This window comes from Mesorhizobium erdmanii (assembly GCF_013170725.1).
GTDB classification, from domain to species: Bacteria; Pseudomonadota; Alphaproteobacteria; order Rhizobiales; family Rhizobiaceae; genus Mesorhizobium; species Mesorhizobium erdmanii.
The window spans coordinates 584743-600721 of record NZ_CP033361.1; the positions used below are offsets into that span (position 1 = coordinate 584743).

Consider the following 15979-nt stretch of genomic DNA (forward strand, 5'->3'; position numbering starts at 1 on the left):
TCAACCGAAGTTGAGCCGGCTGAACTGCCTGTGGTCCTATTTTGACATCGCCTTCAGATTGGCGGCGTAGGCGTCGACATCATCCTTGCCGATGATCTTGGTCGGGATGATGATCAGATTGCCGGCTGGGATGCCTGACTTGTCGCCCTTAAGGTAGGCGGCCATGAGCTTCATGCCCTGATAGGCCCATTCAAAGGGCTGCTGCACGACGGTGGCGGCAATGGTGCCTTCCTTGACGCCGCCCAGCGTGATCGGATCGTCATCAAAACCGACGACGGTGATCGAGCCGAGCTTGCCGGCGTCGCGCAGCGCTTCATAGATGCGCGGCGTGTTGTAGGAGTAGAAACCGACCATGCAGGTGATGTCGGGGCTGGCGACCAGCGCGTCCTCGACATTCTTCTTGGCGCGGGCCTGATCGATGTCGTCGCCGCGCACGTCGACGAGCTCGATCTTGCTGCCGGCGAGGCCGTCCTTCATGCCCTGGATACGCTCCTTGGCGTTGTCGGCGCCGAGCAGGCCGACGAAGCCGAGGCACTTTCCGCCATTGGGCATCGCCTTCTTGGCGATTTCGGCCGCCTGCTTGCCGGCATCGACATTGGACGAGCCGATATAGGCGACGCGCTTGGTCTGCGGGGCGTCGGAGTCGGTGGTGAACAGCGCCGTTTCCGAGGCGATCTTGTTCAGCCCGTCGGTCGAGGTCTTCGGATCGACGGCCGAGACCATGATGCCCTTGACGCCGGCCGTCACCAGATCGTCCATCAGCCGCTGCTGGATGGCGACCGAGGATTGTTCCGGATATTTGAGCTCGAGCGTGTAGTCGGGCAGTTCACCCTGCGCCTTCTTGACGCCGGCTTCTGCGGCCTTCCAGAAGTCGGAAGCGCCGTTGACGACGAAGGCCAGCGTCGGCTTGTCGGCGGCACGCGCGATCGCCGTTGCCGTCAAACCAAGCAGCAGCGCTGCGGCGGCCACGGATGCATTGCGTATCAATTTCATGTTCAACCTCCCGTTTTGGCCAATCGTCGGACTGGCCAGTCTTACTTGCTAGAATTGCCTTGCTTACTGAACTTGCTTGCTCACCTGGAATTTGCCGTTTGCGGCTCGGACGCCCCTCCTCCTCAGGGGTTCCCGGCTCTGGAAGATTGGCGCCGTCCCAGCCACGATCACGGACTTTAGACACTCATATCCCGTTCGTAAATAGTCCGATTTGTCTGACATATCACATGTCCGAGACAAGACTCGACGGAGGCAATCTCCGCTCGCCATCGGGCCAGTCACGCTCGCTCTCCCGCCGCCCCTGGGACCTTGTCGGCCGGATGCGACGGATTGACGTTACCGCGCATTTTTGTATTAGTAAACAGTATTAGTTTTGAACCAACATCCGAACACTTCGTGGCCACGTCGGAGCCGATCTGCTGGCGCCAGCGCCTCGGTTGCGCGATGGCCATACCCTTCCAAGCCTCGCTTCCCCGAGAATCCGGCACCGACTTGATCGATGGACCGAAAGGCTAGTAATAACTATAAACGCGGCGGCGATTTCTATAAACCCCTGCCGCAATGCCGTCTTGCCGGCACGACAGGCCGCCGCTAGACAGGCTTGGGATTGGGAACAGGAAGGCCATGAGCGAGACGACGGATCCGGCCATCGAGACACAGAAGCGCCGCAAGGCGCCGGCGAAGCCCAAGGGGCGGGTCACCATGACCGACATCGCCAGGGCCGCCGGTTGTTCGCAAGCGACCGTCTCCTTCGTGCTCAACAATTCGCCGGGGATAAAGCTGTCGCGGCAGACCCGCGAGCGGGTGATCGAGGCGGCACGGGCGCTGGGCTACAGCGCCCCCGCCTTCTCGGCGCTGGAAAAGCCCCCGGCCGCTTTCGAACGGACCGCGCTCGGCGGGCCGGCCTTAGAGAGACCGGCCTTAGAGGGGCCCGCGTTCGACCGGCTCGACGGGGTAATCGGCTTCGTCGTCGACCAGCTCGCCACCAGCCCCGAGGCGGTGGTGGCGATCGAGGGCGCGCGCCAGGCCTCGTGGAATGCCGGCAACGTGCTTCTGGTGGCGCAGACCATGGGCGACGCCGTCATGGAGCCGCGCGCCATCCAGGCGCTGACAAGGCGGGGTATTTCTGCCCTGATTTACATGACCATCTTCACCCGCGAGATCACGGCGCCCGATTTCCTCTACGGCCTCGACATTCCGGTGATCCTGCTCAACTGCTACACGGCGGACTATGCCTTCCCCGCCGTGGTGCCTTCAGAGATCGCCGGCGGCCAGAGTTCGACCCGCCATCTGATCAGCCACGGCCACCGCCGCATCGCCACCATCACGGGCGAGCCGTGGATGCAGGCGGCCCAAGACCGCCTGAAAGGCTACCGCCGCGCGCTCGCCACCGCCGACATCCCGTTCGACGCGGACCTCGTTGTCGAAGGCGACTGGTCGGCCAGCGCCGGCTACGCCGCGACGGTGAAGCTGCTCGCGCTGAAAGACCGCCCGACCGCCATCTTCTGCCAGAACGACCGCACCGCGATCGGCTGCTACGAGGCGTTGAAGGAAGCCGGCCTACACATCCCGCGGGACATCTCGGTGGTCGGCTACGACGACGAGGAAATCGCCCGCCACCTCTTCCCGCCGCTGACCACCTCGATCCTGCCGCACATGGCGATGGGCCAATGGGCGATCGAACAGCTGGAAACGCCAGCGGTGGCCGGACGGGGGCGGTATCCGATCACCAAGCTGGAGTGCCCCCTAGTTGAGCGGGAGAGTGTAAGGGCGGTGGGCGCTGGCTCATCGTGAGATGGCGCGCCCGACAAGATTCGAACGTTCTGCCTTCGTAATAAAAATCCGGACTTACCGAAAGATTGCTCTTTGCGCGCCGCGGCTCCGGCTTACGGCCTTTCTCACGGCTGTGCTGGGCAATGCTATTCAGCCACTTGCTCTGAGCGAGAGGATGTCGAAGCAAATCCGGCCAAAGTTCAATGAAGCCGAAAGCCCAATGCATCGAATACGAGATGGCGGCGGTAATGAGCGAAACCTCTAGGGCCTTCCTTACTCCAGACCTGCATCGGCAACCCTGCAACGTACGAACGCGGCTTCAATACGGTCCGCCAAATTGTGGGGAAATCCGCTCCCCTACGCCTTTTTCAGGAACTCTGTCCGCAGAACCAGGTCCTTGACCCTCTCGGCTCGACACTCGACCTCATCTTCATTGCCCGTGAGGTGGATGTTCTTGATCAGCGTTCCACGTTTCAGGGTGACAGAGGTGCCCTTGACTTTGAGATCCTTGATGAGCGTGACGGAATCTCCGTCACTCAGGGGAGTGCCATTGCTGTCTTTGACCTTCATGATTTTGCTTCCTGCCTTTGTGCATTCAGCCCATTGAGGAGATCCGCGAGTTCCTCGGCATCCTGCTGGTTCATTCCAACGATGGTTCGGCTGCCCATCTCGGCGGGGCGCCCGGTACGAGCATCATTGACGGTCCAGGTGCCGGCGGGCTCCTGACAAGGTTTGTAGCGCTGAGTCATTCAGGCACGATAATCGCCGAGGCTCCCGCTGCCAAGCGGCAGATCATTATTTTTCGCTTTGTATTGATGTTTTATACGTCAATGATACCATAATGAATATCATTTCTCATACTCAGACACTGATGCCCAATGATCACTGCTTTCCAGCTTCGTGCCGCTCGCGCCCTTCTCGACATCGACCAGAAAACCTTGGCGGAAATGGCAGGCGTCTCGCTGCCGACGATCCAACGAATGGAAGCCAGCCCGGGCAATGTGCGAGGCGTTGCCGATAGCTTGATGAAAGTGCTCAATGCACTGAGCCGCGCCGGCGTCGAACTTCTCAGCGAACATGTGCGTAGCGAGGATGGTGGCCGTGGCGTCAGGTACCGGCATCCGGATACGCCATTGGGCAGGCCAAACTAAGCCACACAAGGCACACCTCGGCGCCACGCATTCTTTCGTCTTCCTTGTCTTCCAGAAACACCCCAATGAGCCTTTTCCGGCACGTCAGCTTGCGGCCCCGCCTTTCCGCACGGAAAGGCATGGTTCGCTCATGATCCTCTATCTACGTCGACTAGCGGGGAAGGAGCGAAGCGACAGAACCGACCGGCACCTCGCCCGTTTCCTGACCTTTGTCGCGGGGGCAGCCAATGCCGGCGGGTTTCTGGCGGTCCAACAATACACGTCCCACATGTCAGGCATCGTTTCGTCGATGGCTGATCACCTGGCACTCGGCAATGTCGAACTGGTGCTTTCCGGATTGGGGGCCTTCCTGTCGTTTGTTGCCGGGGCCGCCTGTTCCGCGGTGCTGGTGAATTGGGGACGACGGCAACATCTGCAGAGCGAGTATGCGTTTTCGCTCGTCCTGGAAGCGATCCTGCTGATCTGCTTCGGTCTGCTCGGCAGCCACCTTGCGCGCCATGAGGCTCTGTTCGTGCCAATGACGGTAATGCTGCTTTGCTTCATCATGGGGTTGCAGAACGCAATCATCACCAAACTATCGGAAGCCAGAATCCGGACAACGCATATCACCGGCCTGGTGACTGATATGGGCATCGAACTCGGCAAGCTGCTCTATTGGAACATGTCACGGAATGACTCGGACGGACTGTTCGTGAAGGCAGATCGAAGGAAGCTGAGACTGCTTGCGTCGCTTGTTGCCCTGTTCTTTATCGGGGGTGTCATCGGCGCTTTGGGCTTCAAGCACGTCGGCTTTGCGGCGACGCTGTTTCTCGCGGCCATTCTCCTGATGCTTGCCTCCATGCCGGTCTTGGAGGATGTCTCCGTCCGCATGAGGCGGCTTCGGCAGTAGCTCGCGGTTTCGGCGCAGGGATAGATGTGTCACGCATCATTTGTTGAATGCACCGCATTTTAATATATGCTGTAACCGGCAGAGACAATATCTCAAAGTTGACAATAAGGGATGCAACCCGTGATAACTGCTCCACAGTTGCGTGCCGCGAGGGCGCTCCTCGGCATTGACCAGCGCAGGCTGGCCGAATTGTCCGGCCTTTCGGTGCCGACAATTCAGCGCATGGAAGCCAGCGAGTCGATTATCCGGGGCAACGTCGATTCCCTGATGAAGTTGATCGGAGCCCTTGACCTTGCCGGCGTCGAGCTGATCGCCGAGGGCGCCACCAGCCAGGTCGGTGGACGTGGCGTGCGGCTCAAGGCGGATTTCGACCCCGTCAAGGTTCTGGGCGGGGACGATGCGGGCACCAGACTCGCTGCGAGGAGCGTGCCGTGATTTCGGACGCCGCGGTCCTTCTGTGGGGCGTTGCTTCGCTCCTGGGGACTGCGGTGCTCGCGATTGCGGTGAGCCGCACGCCGGGCTCGGGAACGCGCCTCGTCTACGGCTTGACGCTCGGTATTTCGGCCGCCGCGCTCCTGGTTCTCGCGGGTCGCGTCCTGGAAGACCCCGTCACGCCGTCGACTGCCGTATTGCCGGTCGGGCTGCCCTGGATTGGGGCTCATTTCCGCCTGGATGCGCTCTCGACTTTCTTCCTCGTCGTCATCGATTTCGGCGGCGCCATGGCCAGCCTCTACGGTCTTGGCTATGGCAGCCACGAACCCTCGCCGCACCGGGTGCTGCCGTTCTTCCCCGCCTTCCTCGCTGGAATGAACCTGGTCGTGCTCGCGGACGACGCCTTCACCTTCCTGCTTTCCTGGGAATTCATGTCGCTCTCTTCCTGGGCGCTGGTCATCGTCCACCATCGCGAACGGGAAAATGCACGGGCCGGTTACATCTATCTCGTGATGGCGAGCTTCGGCACGCTGGCGCTGCTGCTTGCGTTCGGCCTGTTGTCTGGGCCGGGCGGAAACTACACGTTCGAAGCGATGCGTGCCGCGGGGCCTACCCCGCTCGTCGCCACCTTCGTCCTGGCTCTCATGTTGCTTGGCGCCGGGTCCAAGGCTGGTCTCGTTCCGCTGCACGTTTGGCTTCCGCTCGCTCACCCGGCCGCGCCAAGCCATGTCTCGGCTCTCATGAGCGGCGTCATGACCAAGGTCGCCGTGTATGGCTTCATTCGCGTTATCTTCGACCTGCTCGGTGAACCGACATGGTGGTCGAGCATCATCGTCCTTTTCTTCGGAGGCCTCACCGCTGTCCTGGGGATCCTTTACGCGCTGATGGAAAAGGACCTCAAGCGGCTGCTCGCCTATAGCACCATCGAAAACATCGGCGTCATCTTCGTAAGCCTTGGTCTTGCGCTCGCCTTCAAGGCGAACGCCATGCCATCGGCGGCGGCGCTAGCGCTTACCGCCGCGCTGTTCCACGCTCTCAACCATTCGTTCTTCAAAAGCCTGCTTTTCTTCGGCGCCGGCGCCGTGCTCACGGCGACCGGCGAACGGGATATGGAGAAGCTGGGCGGTCTTATCCATCGGATGCCGCAGACCAGCTTCGTCTTTCTCGTCGGCTGCGTAGCGATCTCCTCGCTTCCGCCCTTCAACGGCTTCGTCTCTGAATGGCTGGCTTTCCAGGCTGTCCTGCAGAGCCCGGATTTGCCGCAATGGGGCCTGAAAGTGATGGTGCCCGCCGTCGGCGGTCTGCTGGCGCTGTCGGCGGCGCTGGCCGCGGCCTGCTTCGTAAAGGCCTTCGGAATTACGTTCCTGGGCCGGCCACGGTCCTCGGCTGTGGAACACGCGCACGACGCCGACCGCTACTCGTTGGCGGCAATGTTCATCCTTGCCGTGCTCTGTCTGCTTGCCGGCATTCTGCCGGGCCTTGTCATAGATGGCCTTTCCCCCGTGACGCTTTCGCTTATCGGCAGCCGCATGCCGGTGCAGATGGCGCAACCTTGGCTCTCGATCGTGCCGATTGCAGCGAGCCGCAGTTCCTACAACGGCCTGCTGGTGTTTGTATTCATCGCCATTTCCGCATCCGCTGCGGTCTATGTCATCCATCGCTTCGCGTCGCACGCGCTGCGTCGCGGTCCCGCCTGGGGTTGCGGCTTCGCGGATGGCGTCGCAGGCTCGCAATACACGGGCGTCAGCTTCGCACAGCCTATCCGCCGGGTCTTCGGCACGTTCGTGTTCCGTGCGACCGAAAGGGTCGAGATGCCGGCACCTGGCGAGACCCGTCCGGCTCGTTTCAATCTGGAAGTCCATGATGTGATCTGGGAGACGCTCTACCTGCCCATAGGCAAGGCCCTGGACTTTGCGACCGACCACCTGAACCATCTGCAGTTCCTGACGATCAGGCGCTACCTTACCCTTGTTTTCCTCTTCCTCATCGTCTTGCTCCTGGTGCTCGCACTATGGCCCTGATCCTCGAGTTGACGGTCCAGGCCGCGCAGATGCTGCTGGTGCTTTTGCTGGCACCGCTCTTGACTGGCTTCATCCGCAAGGTGAAGGCAAGATTGTTGCGCCGCCGGGGTCCTCCTCTCATCCAGCCGTATCGCGATCTCTTGCGGCTCATGCGCAAGGAGGTCGTTCTGGCCGACAACGCATCCTGGCTGTTTCGCGTCATACCCTATCTGATCTTCGCCGCCACCTGGGTCGCCGCCGCGCTCGTCCCGACATTTGCCACCGGCCTCGAATTCAGTTGGACGGCCGATCTGATAGCCATCGTCGCGCTGCTTGGAAGCGCACGGTTCTTCCTGGCGCTGGCGGCGATGGACGTCGGCACGAGCTTTGGCGGCATCGGCGCCAGCCGCGAGGTGATGATTGCTTCCCTGGCCGAGCCCGCCATGCTCCTGATCGTGTTCAGCCTGGCACTCGTTGCCGGAGCGACGCAACTGTCCACGGTGGCCGCTTTCATGGGCTCGCCGCAGGTTGGCCTGCGGGTATCGCTCGGAATGTCGCTGATCGCTCTCGTCATGGTGGCGATCGCGGAAAATGCCCGTGTGCCGGTGGATAACCCGGCGACGCATCTGGAGCTCACCATGGTCCACGAGGCGATGGTCCTGGAATATTCCGGTCGCCATCTGGCGATGATCGATTTCGCGGCCTTCCTGAAGCTTCTGCTTTACGTCTCGCTGATTTCCTGTGTCTTCGTTCCCTGGGGGCTCGTGACCGCCGGGGCCGGACCCTGGTCGTATGTTCTGGGCGTCGTTTTCTACATCTGCAAACTTGCCGCGAGCGGCGTCCTCCTCGCTTTGTTCGAGACTGCCATCGCCAAGATGCGTGTCTTCCGCGTACCGGATTTCCTTGGAGCAGCACTCATGCTGGCCCTGCTCGGCACGCTCCTGCTGTTCGTCTCACGGAGCCTCTGATGAACGGCCTCACCTTCGACATCGCTCATCTGCTCGCCGGTGGCCTGGTGCTGGTCAGTTTCATGATGCTGTACCAGGATCGTCTCTTTGCGCTGATCAACGTTTTTGCGGTTCACGCCATCGTGCTCGCCCTGTCGGTGGCCTGGCAGGCCTATATCCAGGACGCGCATCATCTCTACGTCACGGCGGCGATTGCCCTCATTTTCAAGGCGATCGTCATTCCCGTCGGACTCCATCGCATCATTCAGCGGCTCGGCATCCATCGCGATATCGAGACCGCCGTCGGGATCGGTCCGACCATGCTCGCCGGAATAGGCCTGGTGGCCCTGTCCATGGTCCTGATGCTGCGGGTCACTTCAGGCGCCGACCCCCTCGCCCGCGAGGACCTGGCCTTCGCGCTGTCCATCATACTGCTGGGGCTGCTGGTGATGGTCACCCGGCGGAATGCCGTCAGCCAGGTGGTCGGGTTCATGTCGCTCGAGAACGGCCTGGTCCTTGCCGCCACGGGAGCCAAGGGCATGCCGCTGGTCGTCGAGATCAGTGTCGCCTTCTCGATCCTCATCGCCTTCATCGTCATCGGCGTCTTCCTGTTCCGCATCCGCGAGAGGTTCGATTCGGTCGATGTCGGCGCGCTCGACGACTACAGGGGAGAACACCGTTGACCGCGTTTTCCCTCGATGCGGTGGCCACCATCTTGCTGATACCAGTCGTCGCGGCCGCGCTTCTGGCCGCGCTGCCGAATTACCGGCTGGCGGCTGGCCTCAATGTCGCCGCGAGCTTGCTGACCTTGCTCGCCGCACTGTCGCTTTTCGTGACGGATCGGCCACAGCCCGGTCAATACCTGCTCGTCGACGATCTCAACATCGTCTTCATCGTGCTGAATGCATTCGTTGGCTTCACGACCAGCGTCTTCAGCGCCTCCTACATTGCGCACGAACTGGATACCGGACGGCTGACCGCGTCGAACCTGCGGTTCTACCATGCCATGTACCAGATCATGATGTTCGGCATGAACCTGGCGTTCGTGTCGAACAATATCGGCTTGATGTGGGTGGCGGTGGAGCTTGCCACGCTGACCACCGTGCTCATGGTCGGCATCTATCGCACGCATGAGGCGCTGGAAGCTGCCTGGAAATATTTCATTCTGGGCAGCGTCGGCATCGCGCTGGCGCTGTTCGGAACCATCCTCGTCTACATGGCCGCGCAGCCGGTTGTTGGCGAGGGCACGAATGCCATGGTCTGGACAGTGCTCATCGCGCACGCGGCGCATTTCGACCCGGCCTTGCTGAACGTCGCCTTCGTCTTCCTGCTGCTCGGCTACGGTACGAAGGTTGGCCTGGCGCCCTTGCATGCCTGGCTGCCCGACGCGCACGCGGAAGGCCCGACGCCGATTTCCGCGGTCCTGTCGGGCTTGCTGTTGAACGTCGCGCTCTATGCCGTGCTGCGTTTCAAGCTGTTGCTCGCGGCAAGCCCGGAAGCGATCGCGACGGGGCCCTTGATGATCACGATGGGGCTGACGTCGCTTGTTTTCGCGGCCTTCATGCTCTACCGCCGCCGCGACATCAAACGCCTGTTCGCGTATTCCTCCATCGAGCACATGGGCATCATCGTGTTCGCTTTCGGCATGGGTGGCCCGCTCGCCAACTTTGCCGGCCTGCTGCACATGGTGATGCACAGCCTGACCAAGTCGGCGATCTTCTTCACGGTCGGACACATTGCACAGGTCAAGGGAACACAGAACATCACCGAGATCAGGGGGCTGACGGAGACGCATCCGGCGCTTGGCTGGGCACTCGTCATCGGCGTCGTCGCCATTGCCGGCCTCCCTCCATCCGGCATCTTCATGAGCGAATTCCTGGTTGTGAGTTCGACCTTCGCAAGGCACCCCTTTCTGGCGGTGCCGCTGGTATTCGGGATTCTGCTCGCTTTCGGCGCCCTGCTGCTTCGGCTGACCGGCGTCGCTTTCGGCGAACCGCGCGGCAGCACCGCGCCCGCCGAGGCATCCTACATTCCGATGTATTCCCACCTGGCGCTGGTGTTTGCCGCCGGCATCTATCTGCCGCCACCACTGGTCACATGGTTCCAGCATGTCGCCAATCTCCTGGGATGAAGGAGGGGAGAAAGAAGCATGCCCGCTCTGATCGACCTCATCCTCGCTGGCCAACGCGTCGACAACCATTTTCCGTGGCAGCGCGCCGTGGTGGCCCCCAAGATATGGAGCTTTGCCGTTGACCAGCTGGTCGAGGGTCACTGGGGCTTGCTCGGTCTCTGGGGTGAGCCCGGCCTCGTCCACATGGCGCTTCTCGACGAAGGCGCGCGCGACATCGGCGTCGTCAGCCTGGAATGTCCGGACGGCCGCTACCCATCGGTCGGCCGGCTGCATCCGCCCGCATTGCGTCTCGAACGTGCGGCCTCCGACTTGTTCGGTCTCTTGCCACAGGGCGCGCCCGATACACGACGTTGGCTTGATCATGACCAGTGGGGGGTCAGCTATCCGCTGGGAACCCAGCAAACGTCGTCTCCGTCGGCGTCACCCTACCATTTCCTTCCAGCCGAGGGGGAGAGCCTGCACCAGATCCCGGTCGGACCCGTGCATGCCGGCATCATCGAGCCGGGGCATTTTCGATTTACAGCAAGCGGCGAGACGGTCGTCCGGCTGGAGGAACGCCTAGGGTACACGCACAAGGGCATGGAAGGCTTGATGGCGGGGTCCGACATCGACCATGCCGCCAAGCTGGCGGGCAGAACCTCTGGCGACAGTACCGTGGCATACTCCCTTGCCTTTTCCCGCGCGGTCGAAGTGGCCCTGGGTATCGAGGTTCCTCCGCGCGCGGTCTGGCTGCGAGCGCTGATGGCCGAGTTGGAGCGGCTGGCCAACCATCTCGGCGATATCGGCGCCATCTGCAATGACGCTGCCTTCGCGCTCATGCATGCCCACTGCGGCGTGCTGCGTGAGCGTGTATTGCGGGCAAGCGATACTGCCTTCGGTCATCGTCTGATACGCGACCTCATCGTGCCCGGAGGAGTGGCAAGCGCCCCAAGCGATGAGGGGACGACAGCGATCTGGTCCCTGATCACGGAGATCAGGCAGCGGTTTCCGGCGCTTGTAGAACTCTACGACAACACCGCGTCGCTGCAGGATCGGACAGTCGCAACTGGGCGGCTGAAGGTGGAACTCGCTCGACAATATCGCGCCGGAGGGTATGTCGGCCGGGCCTCCGGTCGGGACTTTGATACGCGACGCAGTCTCGCCTATCCTCCCTATGACGCGCTTAACTTCAAGGTACCTCTCCTCCAGGAAGGCGACGTGAACGCCCGTGTCTGGATTCGCATTCACGAGGTCGAACAGAGCTTGTCTCTGGTCGAGCAAATCCTGCGCCAGTTGCCGGGTGGACCGATCCGTGTCGACTTTGCCCAGACAGGCGGCCCGCATGAAGGCATGGCGCTCGTCGAGGGTTTCCGGGGCGACATTCTGGCCTGGCTGCGCATTGGTAAAAGCGGCCTGATCGAGCGCTGTCACCTGCGTGATCCGTCATGGTTTCAATGGCCGCTGCTGGAAGCGGCCATTGAAGGCAACATCGTCGCCGACTTCCCACTATGCAACAAATCGTTCAACTGCTCGTATTCGGGACACGACCTCTAAGGGTCCAAGGCAAGCCATCATGCGCAAGCTCCTCTTCGAAAGCCTGATACGCCCGCCGCTAACCGAGCGTCCGCCGCAGGTGAGCGACGCGGCGGTTGACGAATTCGCACGCGCCCTCAACGGGGCTGCACATAGAAGATTGGGGCGAAGCCTGTCGATCCGGGCAATCGATGCCGGTTCCTGCAACGGTTGCGAACTCGAAATGCACGCGCTCAACAACGCTTTCTACGACATCGAGCGTTTTGGAATCCGGTTCGTCGCATCGCCTCGCCATGCAGATGTCCTGCTGGTCACAGGGCCGGTGACCAAGAACATGCGCGAGGCATTGAAGCGGACCTACGACGCAACTCCCAACCCCAAATGGGTGGTCGCGCTCGGCGATTGCGCCCAGAACGGCGGCTGTTTCGCTGGCAGCTACGCCGTGATCGGGGGCGTGTCGGAGGTGCTGCCGGTCGATCTGCACATTCCAGGTTGCCCGCCGCCACCAATCGAAATCCTGAAAGGCTTGCTCGCCTTGCTTGAGGGAGTGAATTCAAAGGCCAGTGTTGCCCGAAGTTGACTATCGATGTGGAGGGCTCTTCGGCCACTAGAGCGGGGGCCACTAGAGCGGGGGCCACTAGAGCGGGATGAATTGAGGCTGAATCGGCGGCGGATTCCCTAAGTGCGCAAATCTGATTCAAGCTTAGGAGGTCGGCGCGGATGGGCAAAATCAACGCCGAGATGTTACTCAACGGAATTTACTACTCCAATCTGGGTGGCGCGTCGCTACCGTTTGGGGTGCGTCCTGAAGGGCGCTGATATTTCCGAAGCGCTGGATGCAATTGTCGAGTGGTTGCCGGGCTGCGGCGCGCAAATGCAGTTTCCGGCGCCGGCAACCTGAACAAGACGCCGCCGAAATCTGGCGCGCCGCGCCGGGTGATGATGAGAACTACGTCTACGCTGTAGCCCTCCTTTACACCATTTGATGTCCAAACCGTAGGCTCCGCCACGTTAACCGAGCTCACCGGGTGCACAATTTGATTGGAACTATCGAAACTGCACACGACCTGGCCACTAACAAGCTCCGAAAAGGGATCGCGGCAGGACCGGTCACTTCTGCAGCTCATATAATTATCTTGTGCTGATCTCCGGAACCGGTCCAGTCTCGTGGGTACTGGCCTGGTCTCAATCGTCCTACAGCGAAGACCTTCCGATCGAGGCTCCACCATCAACGTGCAGCGTCTGCCCCGTGATGAATGCTGCATCGTCCGAGAGCAGGAATTCGATCGCGGCGGCGAGTTCGTCGGGTTGGCCGAAACGGCCCATGGGAACGCCGGACAGGTATCGCGCCTCGCCTTCGCTGCCGACCGGATTGTTCGCGCGAAACAGCTCCGTTTCCGTCGGCCCAGGCGAAACGGCATTCACGGTGATCCCGGTCGGGGCGAGTTCGAGCGCCCAGCTTCGCGTGAAGCTGACAAGGGCTGCCTTGCCAGCGGCGTAGCTTGTCCGCTGCACGCTGCCGAGAACGGTGAGACTGGAGATATTGACGATACGCCCCCAGCCGCGCGAGCGCATGCCGGGCAAGGCTGCCTGCACGGCCATCAGGGCAGGATGCAGGTTGACGCGCATCACGTCCTCAAGCGTTTCGACGGCTATGTTGCCCAGCGGCTCAGCCTTTACCAAACCGACATTGTTGATCACGCCATCAACATCGCTATCTTTGACGATCCTGGCCAGTTGCGCGTTGGCGGTGCGTTCGGAAAGGTCGAGCGTATGAAGCGGGCCTGGAAACGCATCGGTTCGGTTGCGGGCGATGCCGATGACGTTGTGGCCGCGTTCGGCAAGCCGTTGAGCCAGCGCCAGACCGATGCCCTTACTGGCGCCGGTGATCAGGAATGTTCTCTTCATCGGAAAATCCTCTGGCCCTGCCTCGAAGAAGCAGGGCCTGATAAGTTGACAAGCTCAGGCAGCGGCCTGGGTTGCGGCGAGGCGCAGGGCCGGCAGCATGTCTTCCGGTTCCGGACGGCGCGTGTAGTCCGGGTTCACCTCGGCATAGAGGATGACGCCATCTTGTCCGACCACGTAGCGGGCGGGCATGGGCAGGGTCCAACTCGGGTCGCCGTTGAAGGCCGGAAGGTCATTCTTCAGGGATTTGTAAAGCGCGACCAGATAGTCCGGCATTGCGAATCGCAAACCGAAGGCGGCGGCAATGTCGTTGTGCGGGTCCGACAGGATCGGGAAGGTCAGGTTGTTCTTGTCGATCGACTTGCGGCTGTTGACCGGATTTTGCGGCGAGATCGCCACCAGGCTTGCGCCCAGCTCCTGAAACCTGGGCAGCGCGTCCTGCAGGGCCTGGAGTTCCATATTGCAGTAGGGGCACCAGACACCGCGATAGAAGCTGATGACCAGCGGTCCACGCGACAACAGATCGGCCGATAAGACCATATTGCCGTCAGGGTCGGACAGGGCGAAATCCGGAAGCTTATCGCCCGCCTTCAGGGCTCGCCCAGCCGCGCCCGAGGCGATCAGTTCGGCAGTGGCGCGGTGCATGGTCTCGATGACCGAGTGAGGGACGTTGTAGGGCGGCTTTCCGGCTTCGAAATCGACCTTGAAGGCGTCCAGCTTGGATTGAAGTGTCATGATCATTGTCCTTTGAAAATCGGAATTGTTTCCTGGGTGGCCTTAGCCATTGGCGGCCATGGAGCGTGCCACTTCGGCCGCGCTGATGCCTTCCAGCGCCAGACCATAGCCCGCGCCTTCGTCGATGATCCGGCGCAGCTTCTGCGTCAGGGCAATGCGGGTGTAACGGCTGGTCAGCGGCGGAAGGGCGGCAATGCCCTCGGCGATCTCGTGGGCGCGAGCGAGCAGGCCGTCAGCTGGAACAATCTCATTGACCACGCCCCAATCCTGCGCTGTCTGGGCATCGAGCACCTGACGGGTCAGTATGAAATGGCGGCCGCGGATGCTGCCGATCACTTCCGGCCAGAGCAAATTGACGCCGTCGCCGGGGACGATGCCGAAATCGAAGTGCGGCTTGTCCTGGAAGACGGTTTCCGGCGTGGCGAGGATGATGTCCGTGAGCAGTGCATACTCAGAATGCAAGAGGACCGGTCCGTTCAGCGCGGTGATCATGGGCACCTCGATGTCGAGGATGTTCATGAGGACCTTCTTGCCCTCGCGTAGGATCTTGTCGTAACCGCGCGGCGAGAAGAAATCGAAGCCTTCGGGATTGATCGCATCCATGAAGGCATCACCCGAGCCGGTCAGGATGACGAGGCGGTTCTCGGCGTCGGAACCGATCTGGTGGAAGAGTTCGACGAACTGCTCATGCGTGTAGCCGTTGAAAACGAGCTTGCCGCCGTCGGTGTGGAAGGCGACTTCGAGGACGCCGCTCGTCGAACGTGTCAGCCGGGCATTCGGGAAGCTGTTCTTGTAGGTTTCGAAGTTGGACATGGTCATTCTCCTTCGGGTTTGGATATGGATGGTCGGGGGAGGATCAGGCGGCGGGCCCCTTGATTTCGACCAGGGCTTCGACGCGGGATATGGCGCGCTGGACGGCGGGGCGATCTGCCACCGTCTCGTACCAGCGGGACAGGTGCGGGCGCTCATCGAGCGTCAGGCCGGGGAATTGCCGGCGCCACAGCCAACCGAAATGGGCGATGTCGGCGATGGTGAACGCCTCGCCGGCCATGAAAGCCTGCTCGGCAAGCTTAGTATCGAGCAGGCCCAGGATGCGTTCGGCTTCGGTTGTGAAACGCGCCTCGGCGAGGGGCTGCGGCTCCGGCGATGAGCGCTTGAAGAAGCCGGCATTGCCAAAGGCGGGGCTCAAGGCCGAGGCGTGAAAGAAAAGTTGTTCGAAGACGCGGGCACGGGCCTCGCTGTCGCTCGGCAACAGCTTGCCGGTCTTTTCCGCAAGATGAACCAGGATCGCGGCACTTTCCGTCAGGACCAAGCCGTCGTCCAACAAGACAGGCACCTTGCCGTTCGGATTGAGCGTGACAAACGCCTCTTCCTTCTGTTCGCCCTTGCGGACATTGACCGTCCTCAGTTCGTAGGGAAGGCCGAGCTCCTCAAGCGCGATCGGCACCTTGACGCTGTTGGGGGTTGCAAAGGCGTAGACTTCGATCATGTTCGTCTCCATCGGTCGTGTT

The 15979-nt window shown here is 61.5% G+C and carries 16 protein-coding genes and 1 pseudogene; 10 read left to right on the forward strand and 7 right to left on the reverse strand.

The window, feature by feature from the left end:
- Positions 1 to 36: 36 nt before the first annotated feature.
- A complete protein-coding gene (locus tag EB233_RS02655) occupies positions 37 to 993 on the reverse strand; it encodes a sugar-binding protein (RefSeq protein ID WP_064990188.1) in 957 nt (318 codons plus the stop codon).
- 624 nt (positions 994 to 1617) lie between these two features.
- Between EB233_RS02655 and EB233_RS02660 the strand changes: the two genes are divergently transcribed.
- The gene (locus tag EB233_RS02660) at positions 1618 to 2787 is read left to right on the forward strand and encodes a LacI family DNA-binding transcriptional regulator (RefSeq protein ID WP_064990187.1); all 1170 of its coding nucleotides are present in this window, start codon (positions 1618 to 1620) and stop codon (positions 2785 to 2787) included.
- Positions 2788 to 3123: 336 nt separating this feature from the next.
- Here the strand turns inward: EB233_RS02660 and EB233_RS02665 are convergent, their stop codons facing one another.
- On the reverse strand, positions 3124 to 3336 hold the full coding sequence (locus EB233_RS02665) for an alkylphosphonate utilization protein (RefSeq protein WP_027053719.1): 213 nt from the start codon (positions 3334 to 3336) through the stop codon (positions 3124 to 3126).
- Positions 3333 to 3515: a hypothetical protein gene (locus EB233_RS02670; RefSeq protein ID WP_154674607.1), complete on the reverse strand. Its 183-nt coding sequence runs from the start codon at positions 3513 to 3515 to the stop codon at positions 3333 to 3335. Before EB233_RS02670 ends, EB233_RS02665 begins: the two co-directional genes overlap by 4 nt.
- A 129-nt stretch (positions 3516 to 3644) precedes the next feature.
- Here EB233_RS02670 and EB233_RS02675 point away from each other — a divergent pair, with 129 nt between their 5' ends.
- The 9 genes and pseudogenes from EB233_RS02675 (at position 3645) to EB233_RS02715 (ending at position 12408) form a co-directional block, all read left to right on the forward strand.
- The gene (locus tag EB233_RS02675; RefSeq protein WP_064990185.1) at positions 3645 to 3917 is read left to right on the forward strand and encodes a helix-turn-helix domain-containing protein; all 273 of its coding nucleotides are present in this window, start codon (positions 3645 to 3647) and stop codon (positions 3915 to 3917) included.
- 130 nt (positions 3918 to 4047) lie between these two features.
- A pseudogene (locus EB233_RS02680) lies at positions 4048 to 4794 on the forward strand (YoaK family protein); the annotation flags it as partial.
- A 132-nt stretch (positions 4795 to 4926) separates the two neighbouring features.
- Positions 4927 to 5241, forward strand: coding sequence for a helix-turn-helix domain-containing protein (locus EB233_RS02685; protein ID WP_064990696.1), 315 nt, complete (start codon positions 4927 to 4929; stop codon positions 5239 to 5241).
- Positions 5238 to 7259, forward strand: a complete 2022-nt coding sequence (gene hyfB, locus EB233_RS02690) for a hydrogenase 4 subunit B (RefSeq protein ID WP_425487726.1) — start codon at positions 5238 to 5240, stop codon at positions 7257 to 7259. Before EB233_RS02685 ends, hyfB begins: the two co-directional genes overlap by 4 nt.
- The gene (locus tag EB233_RS02695) at positions 7250 to 8206 is read left to right on the forward strand and encodes a respiratory chain complex I subunit 1 family protein (protein WP_064990183.1); all 957 of its coding nucleotides are present in this window, start codon (positions 7250 to 7252) and stop codon (positions 8204 to 8206) included. Before hyfB ends, EB233_RS02695 begins: the two co-directional genes overlap by 10 nt.
- Positions 8206 to 8868 (forward strand): hydrogenase-4 component E, encoded by a 663-nt coding sequence (locus EB233_RS02700; protein ID WP_027053712.1) that lies wholly within the window; start codon positions 8206 to 8208, stop codon positions 8866 to 8868. Before EB233_RS02695 ends, EB233_RS02700 begins: the two co-directional genes overlap by 1 nt.
- The gene (locus EB233_RS02705) at positions 8865 to 10316 is read left to right on the forward strand and encodes a hydrogenase 4 subunit F (RefSeq protein ID WP_064990182.1); all 1452 of its coding nucleotides are present in this window, start codon (positions 8865 to 8867) and stop codon (positions 10314 to 10316) included. Before EB233_RS02700 ends, EB233_RS02705 begins: the two co-directional genes overlap by 4 nt.
- An 18-nt stretch (positions 10317 to 10334) precedes the next feature.
- Positions 10335 to 11849, forward strand: coding sequence for a hydrogenase large subunit (locus EB233_RS02710; RefSeq protein WP_064990181.1), 1515 nt, complete (start codon positions 10335 to 10337; stop codon positions 11847 to 11849).
- Between the two features lie 19 nt (positions 11850 to 11868).
- A complete protein-coding gene (locus EB233_RS02715) occupies positions 11869 to 12408 on the forward strand; it encodes an NADH-quinone oxidoreductase subunit B family protein (protein ID WP_064990180.1) in 540 nt (179 codons plus the stop codon).
- Between the two features lie 614 nt (positions 12409 to 13022).
- On the opposite strand, the gene EB233_RS02720 is transcribed toward EB233_RS02715, so the two are convergent.
- The 4 genes from EB233_RS02720 to EB233_RS02735 are packed head-to-tail and all read right to left on the reverse strand — an operon-like array spanning position 13023 to position 15957.
- Positions 13023 to 13736, reverse strand: a complete 714-nt coding sequence (locus EB233_RS02720) for an SDR family oxidoreductase (protein WP_064990179.1) — start codon at positions 13734 to 13736, stop codon at positions 13023 to 13025.
- 54 nt (positions 13737 to 13790) lie between these two features.
- Positions 13791 to 14468 (reverse strand): peroxiredoxin-like family protein, encoded by a 678-nt coding sequence (locus EB233_RS02725; RefSeq protein ID WP_064990694.1) that lies wholly within the window; start codon positions 14466 to 14468, stop codon positions 13791 to 13793.
- 42 nt (positions 14469 to 14510) lie between these two features.
- Positions 14511 to 15281, reverse strand: coding sequence for an enoyl-CoA hydratase/isomerase family protein (locus tag EB233_RS02730; RefSeq protein WP_064990693.1), 771 nt, complete (start codon positions 15279 to 15281; stop codon positions 14511 to 14513).
- 43 nt (positions 15282 to 15324) lie between these two features.
- The gene (locus tag EB233_RS02735; RefSeq protein WP_064990692.1) at positions 15325 to 15957 is read right to left on the reverse strand and encodes a glutathione S-transferase family protein; all 633 of its coding nucleotides are present in this window, start codon (positions 15955 to 15957) and stop codon (positions 15325 to 15327) included.
- Positions 15958 to 15979: the final 22 nt, after the last annotated feature.

Coding starts and splice junctions, on each gene's coding strand:
- EB233_RS02655 (WP_064990188.1), bottom strand. CDS start 993: ATGAAATTGATACGCAATGCATCCGTGGCCGCCGCAGCGCTGCTGCTT.
- EB233_RS02660 (WP_064990187.1), top strand. CDS start 1,618: ATGAGCGAGACGACGGATCCGGCCATCGAGACACAGAAGCGCCGCAAG.
- EB233_RS02665 (WP_027053719.1), bottom strand. CDS start 3,336: ATGAAGGTCAAAGACAGCAATGGCACTCCCCTGAGTGACGGAGATTCC.
- EB233_RS02670 (WP_154674607.1), bottom strand. CDS start 3,515: ATGACTCAGCGCTACAAACCTTGTCAGGAGCCCGCCGGCACCTGGACC.
- EB233_RS02675 (WP_064990185.1), top strand. CDS start 3,645: ATGATCACTGCTTTCCAGCTTCGTGCCGCTCGCGCCCTTCTCGACATC.
- EB233_RS02695 (WP_064990183.1), top strand. CDS start 7,250: ATGGCCCTGATCCTCGAGTTGACGGTCCAGGCCGCGCAGATGCTGCTG.
- EB233_RS02700 (WP_027053712.1), top strand. CDS start 8,206: ATGAACGGCCTCACCTTCGACATCGCTCATCTGCTCGCCGGTGGCCTG.
- EB233_RS02710 (WP_064990181.1), top strand. CDS start 10,335: ATGCCCGCTCTGATCGACCTCATCCTCGCTGGCCAACGCGTCGACAAC.
- EB233_RS02715 (WP_064990180.1), top strand. CDS start 11,869: ATGCGCAAGCTCCTCTTCGAAAGCCTGATACGCCCGCCGCTAACCGAG.
- EB233_RS02720 (WP_064990179.1), bottom strand. CDS start 13,736: ATGAAGAGAACATTCCTGATCACCGGCGCCAGTAAGGGCATCGGTCTG.
- EB233_RS02725 (WP_064990694.1), bottom strand. CDS start 14,468: ATGACACTTCAATCCAAGCTGGACGCCTTCAAGGTCGATTTCGAAGCC.
- EB233_RS02730 (WP_064990693.1), bottom strand. CDS start 15,281: ATGTCCAACTTCGAAACCTACAAGAACAGCTTCCCGAATGCCCGGCTG.
- EB233_RS02735 (WP_064990692.1), bottom strand. CDS start 15,957: ATGATCGAAGTCTACGCCTTTGCAACCCCCAACAGCGTCAAGGTGCCG.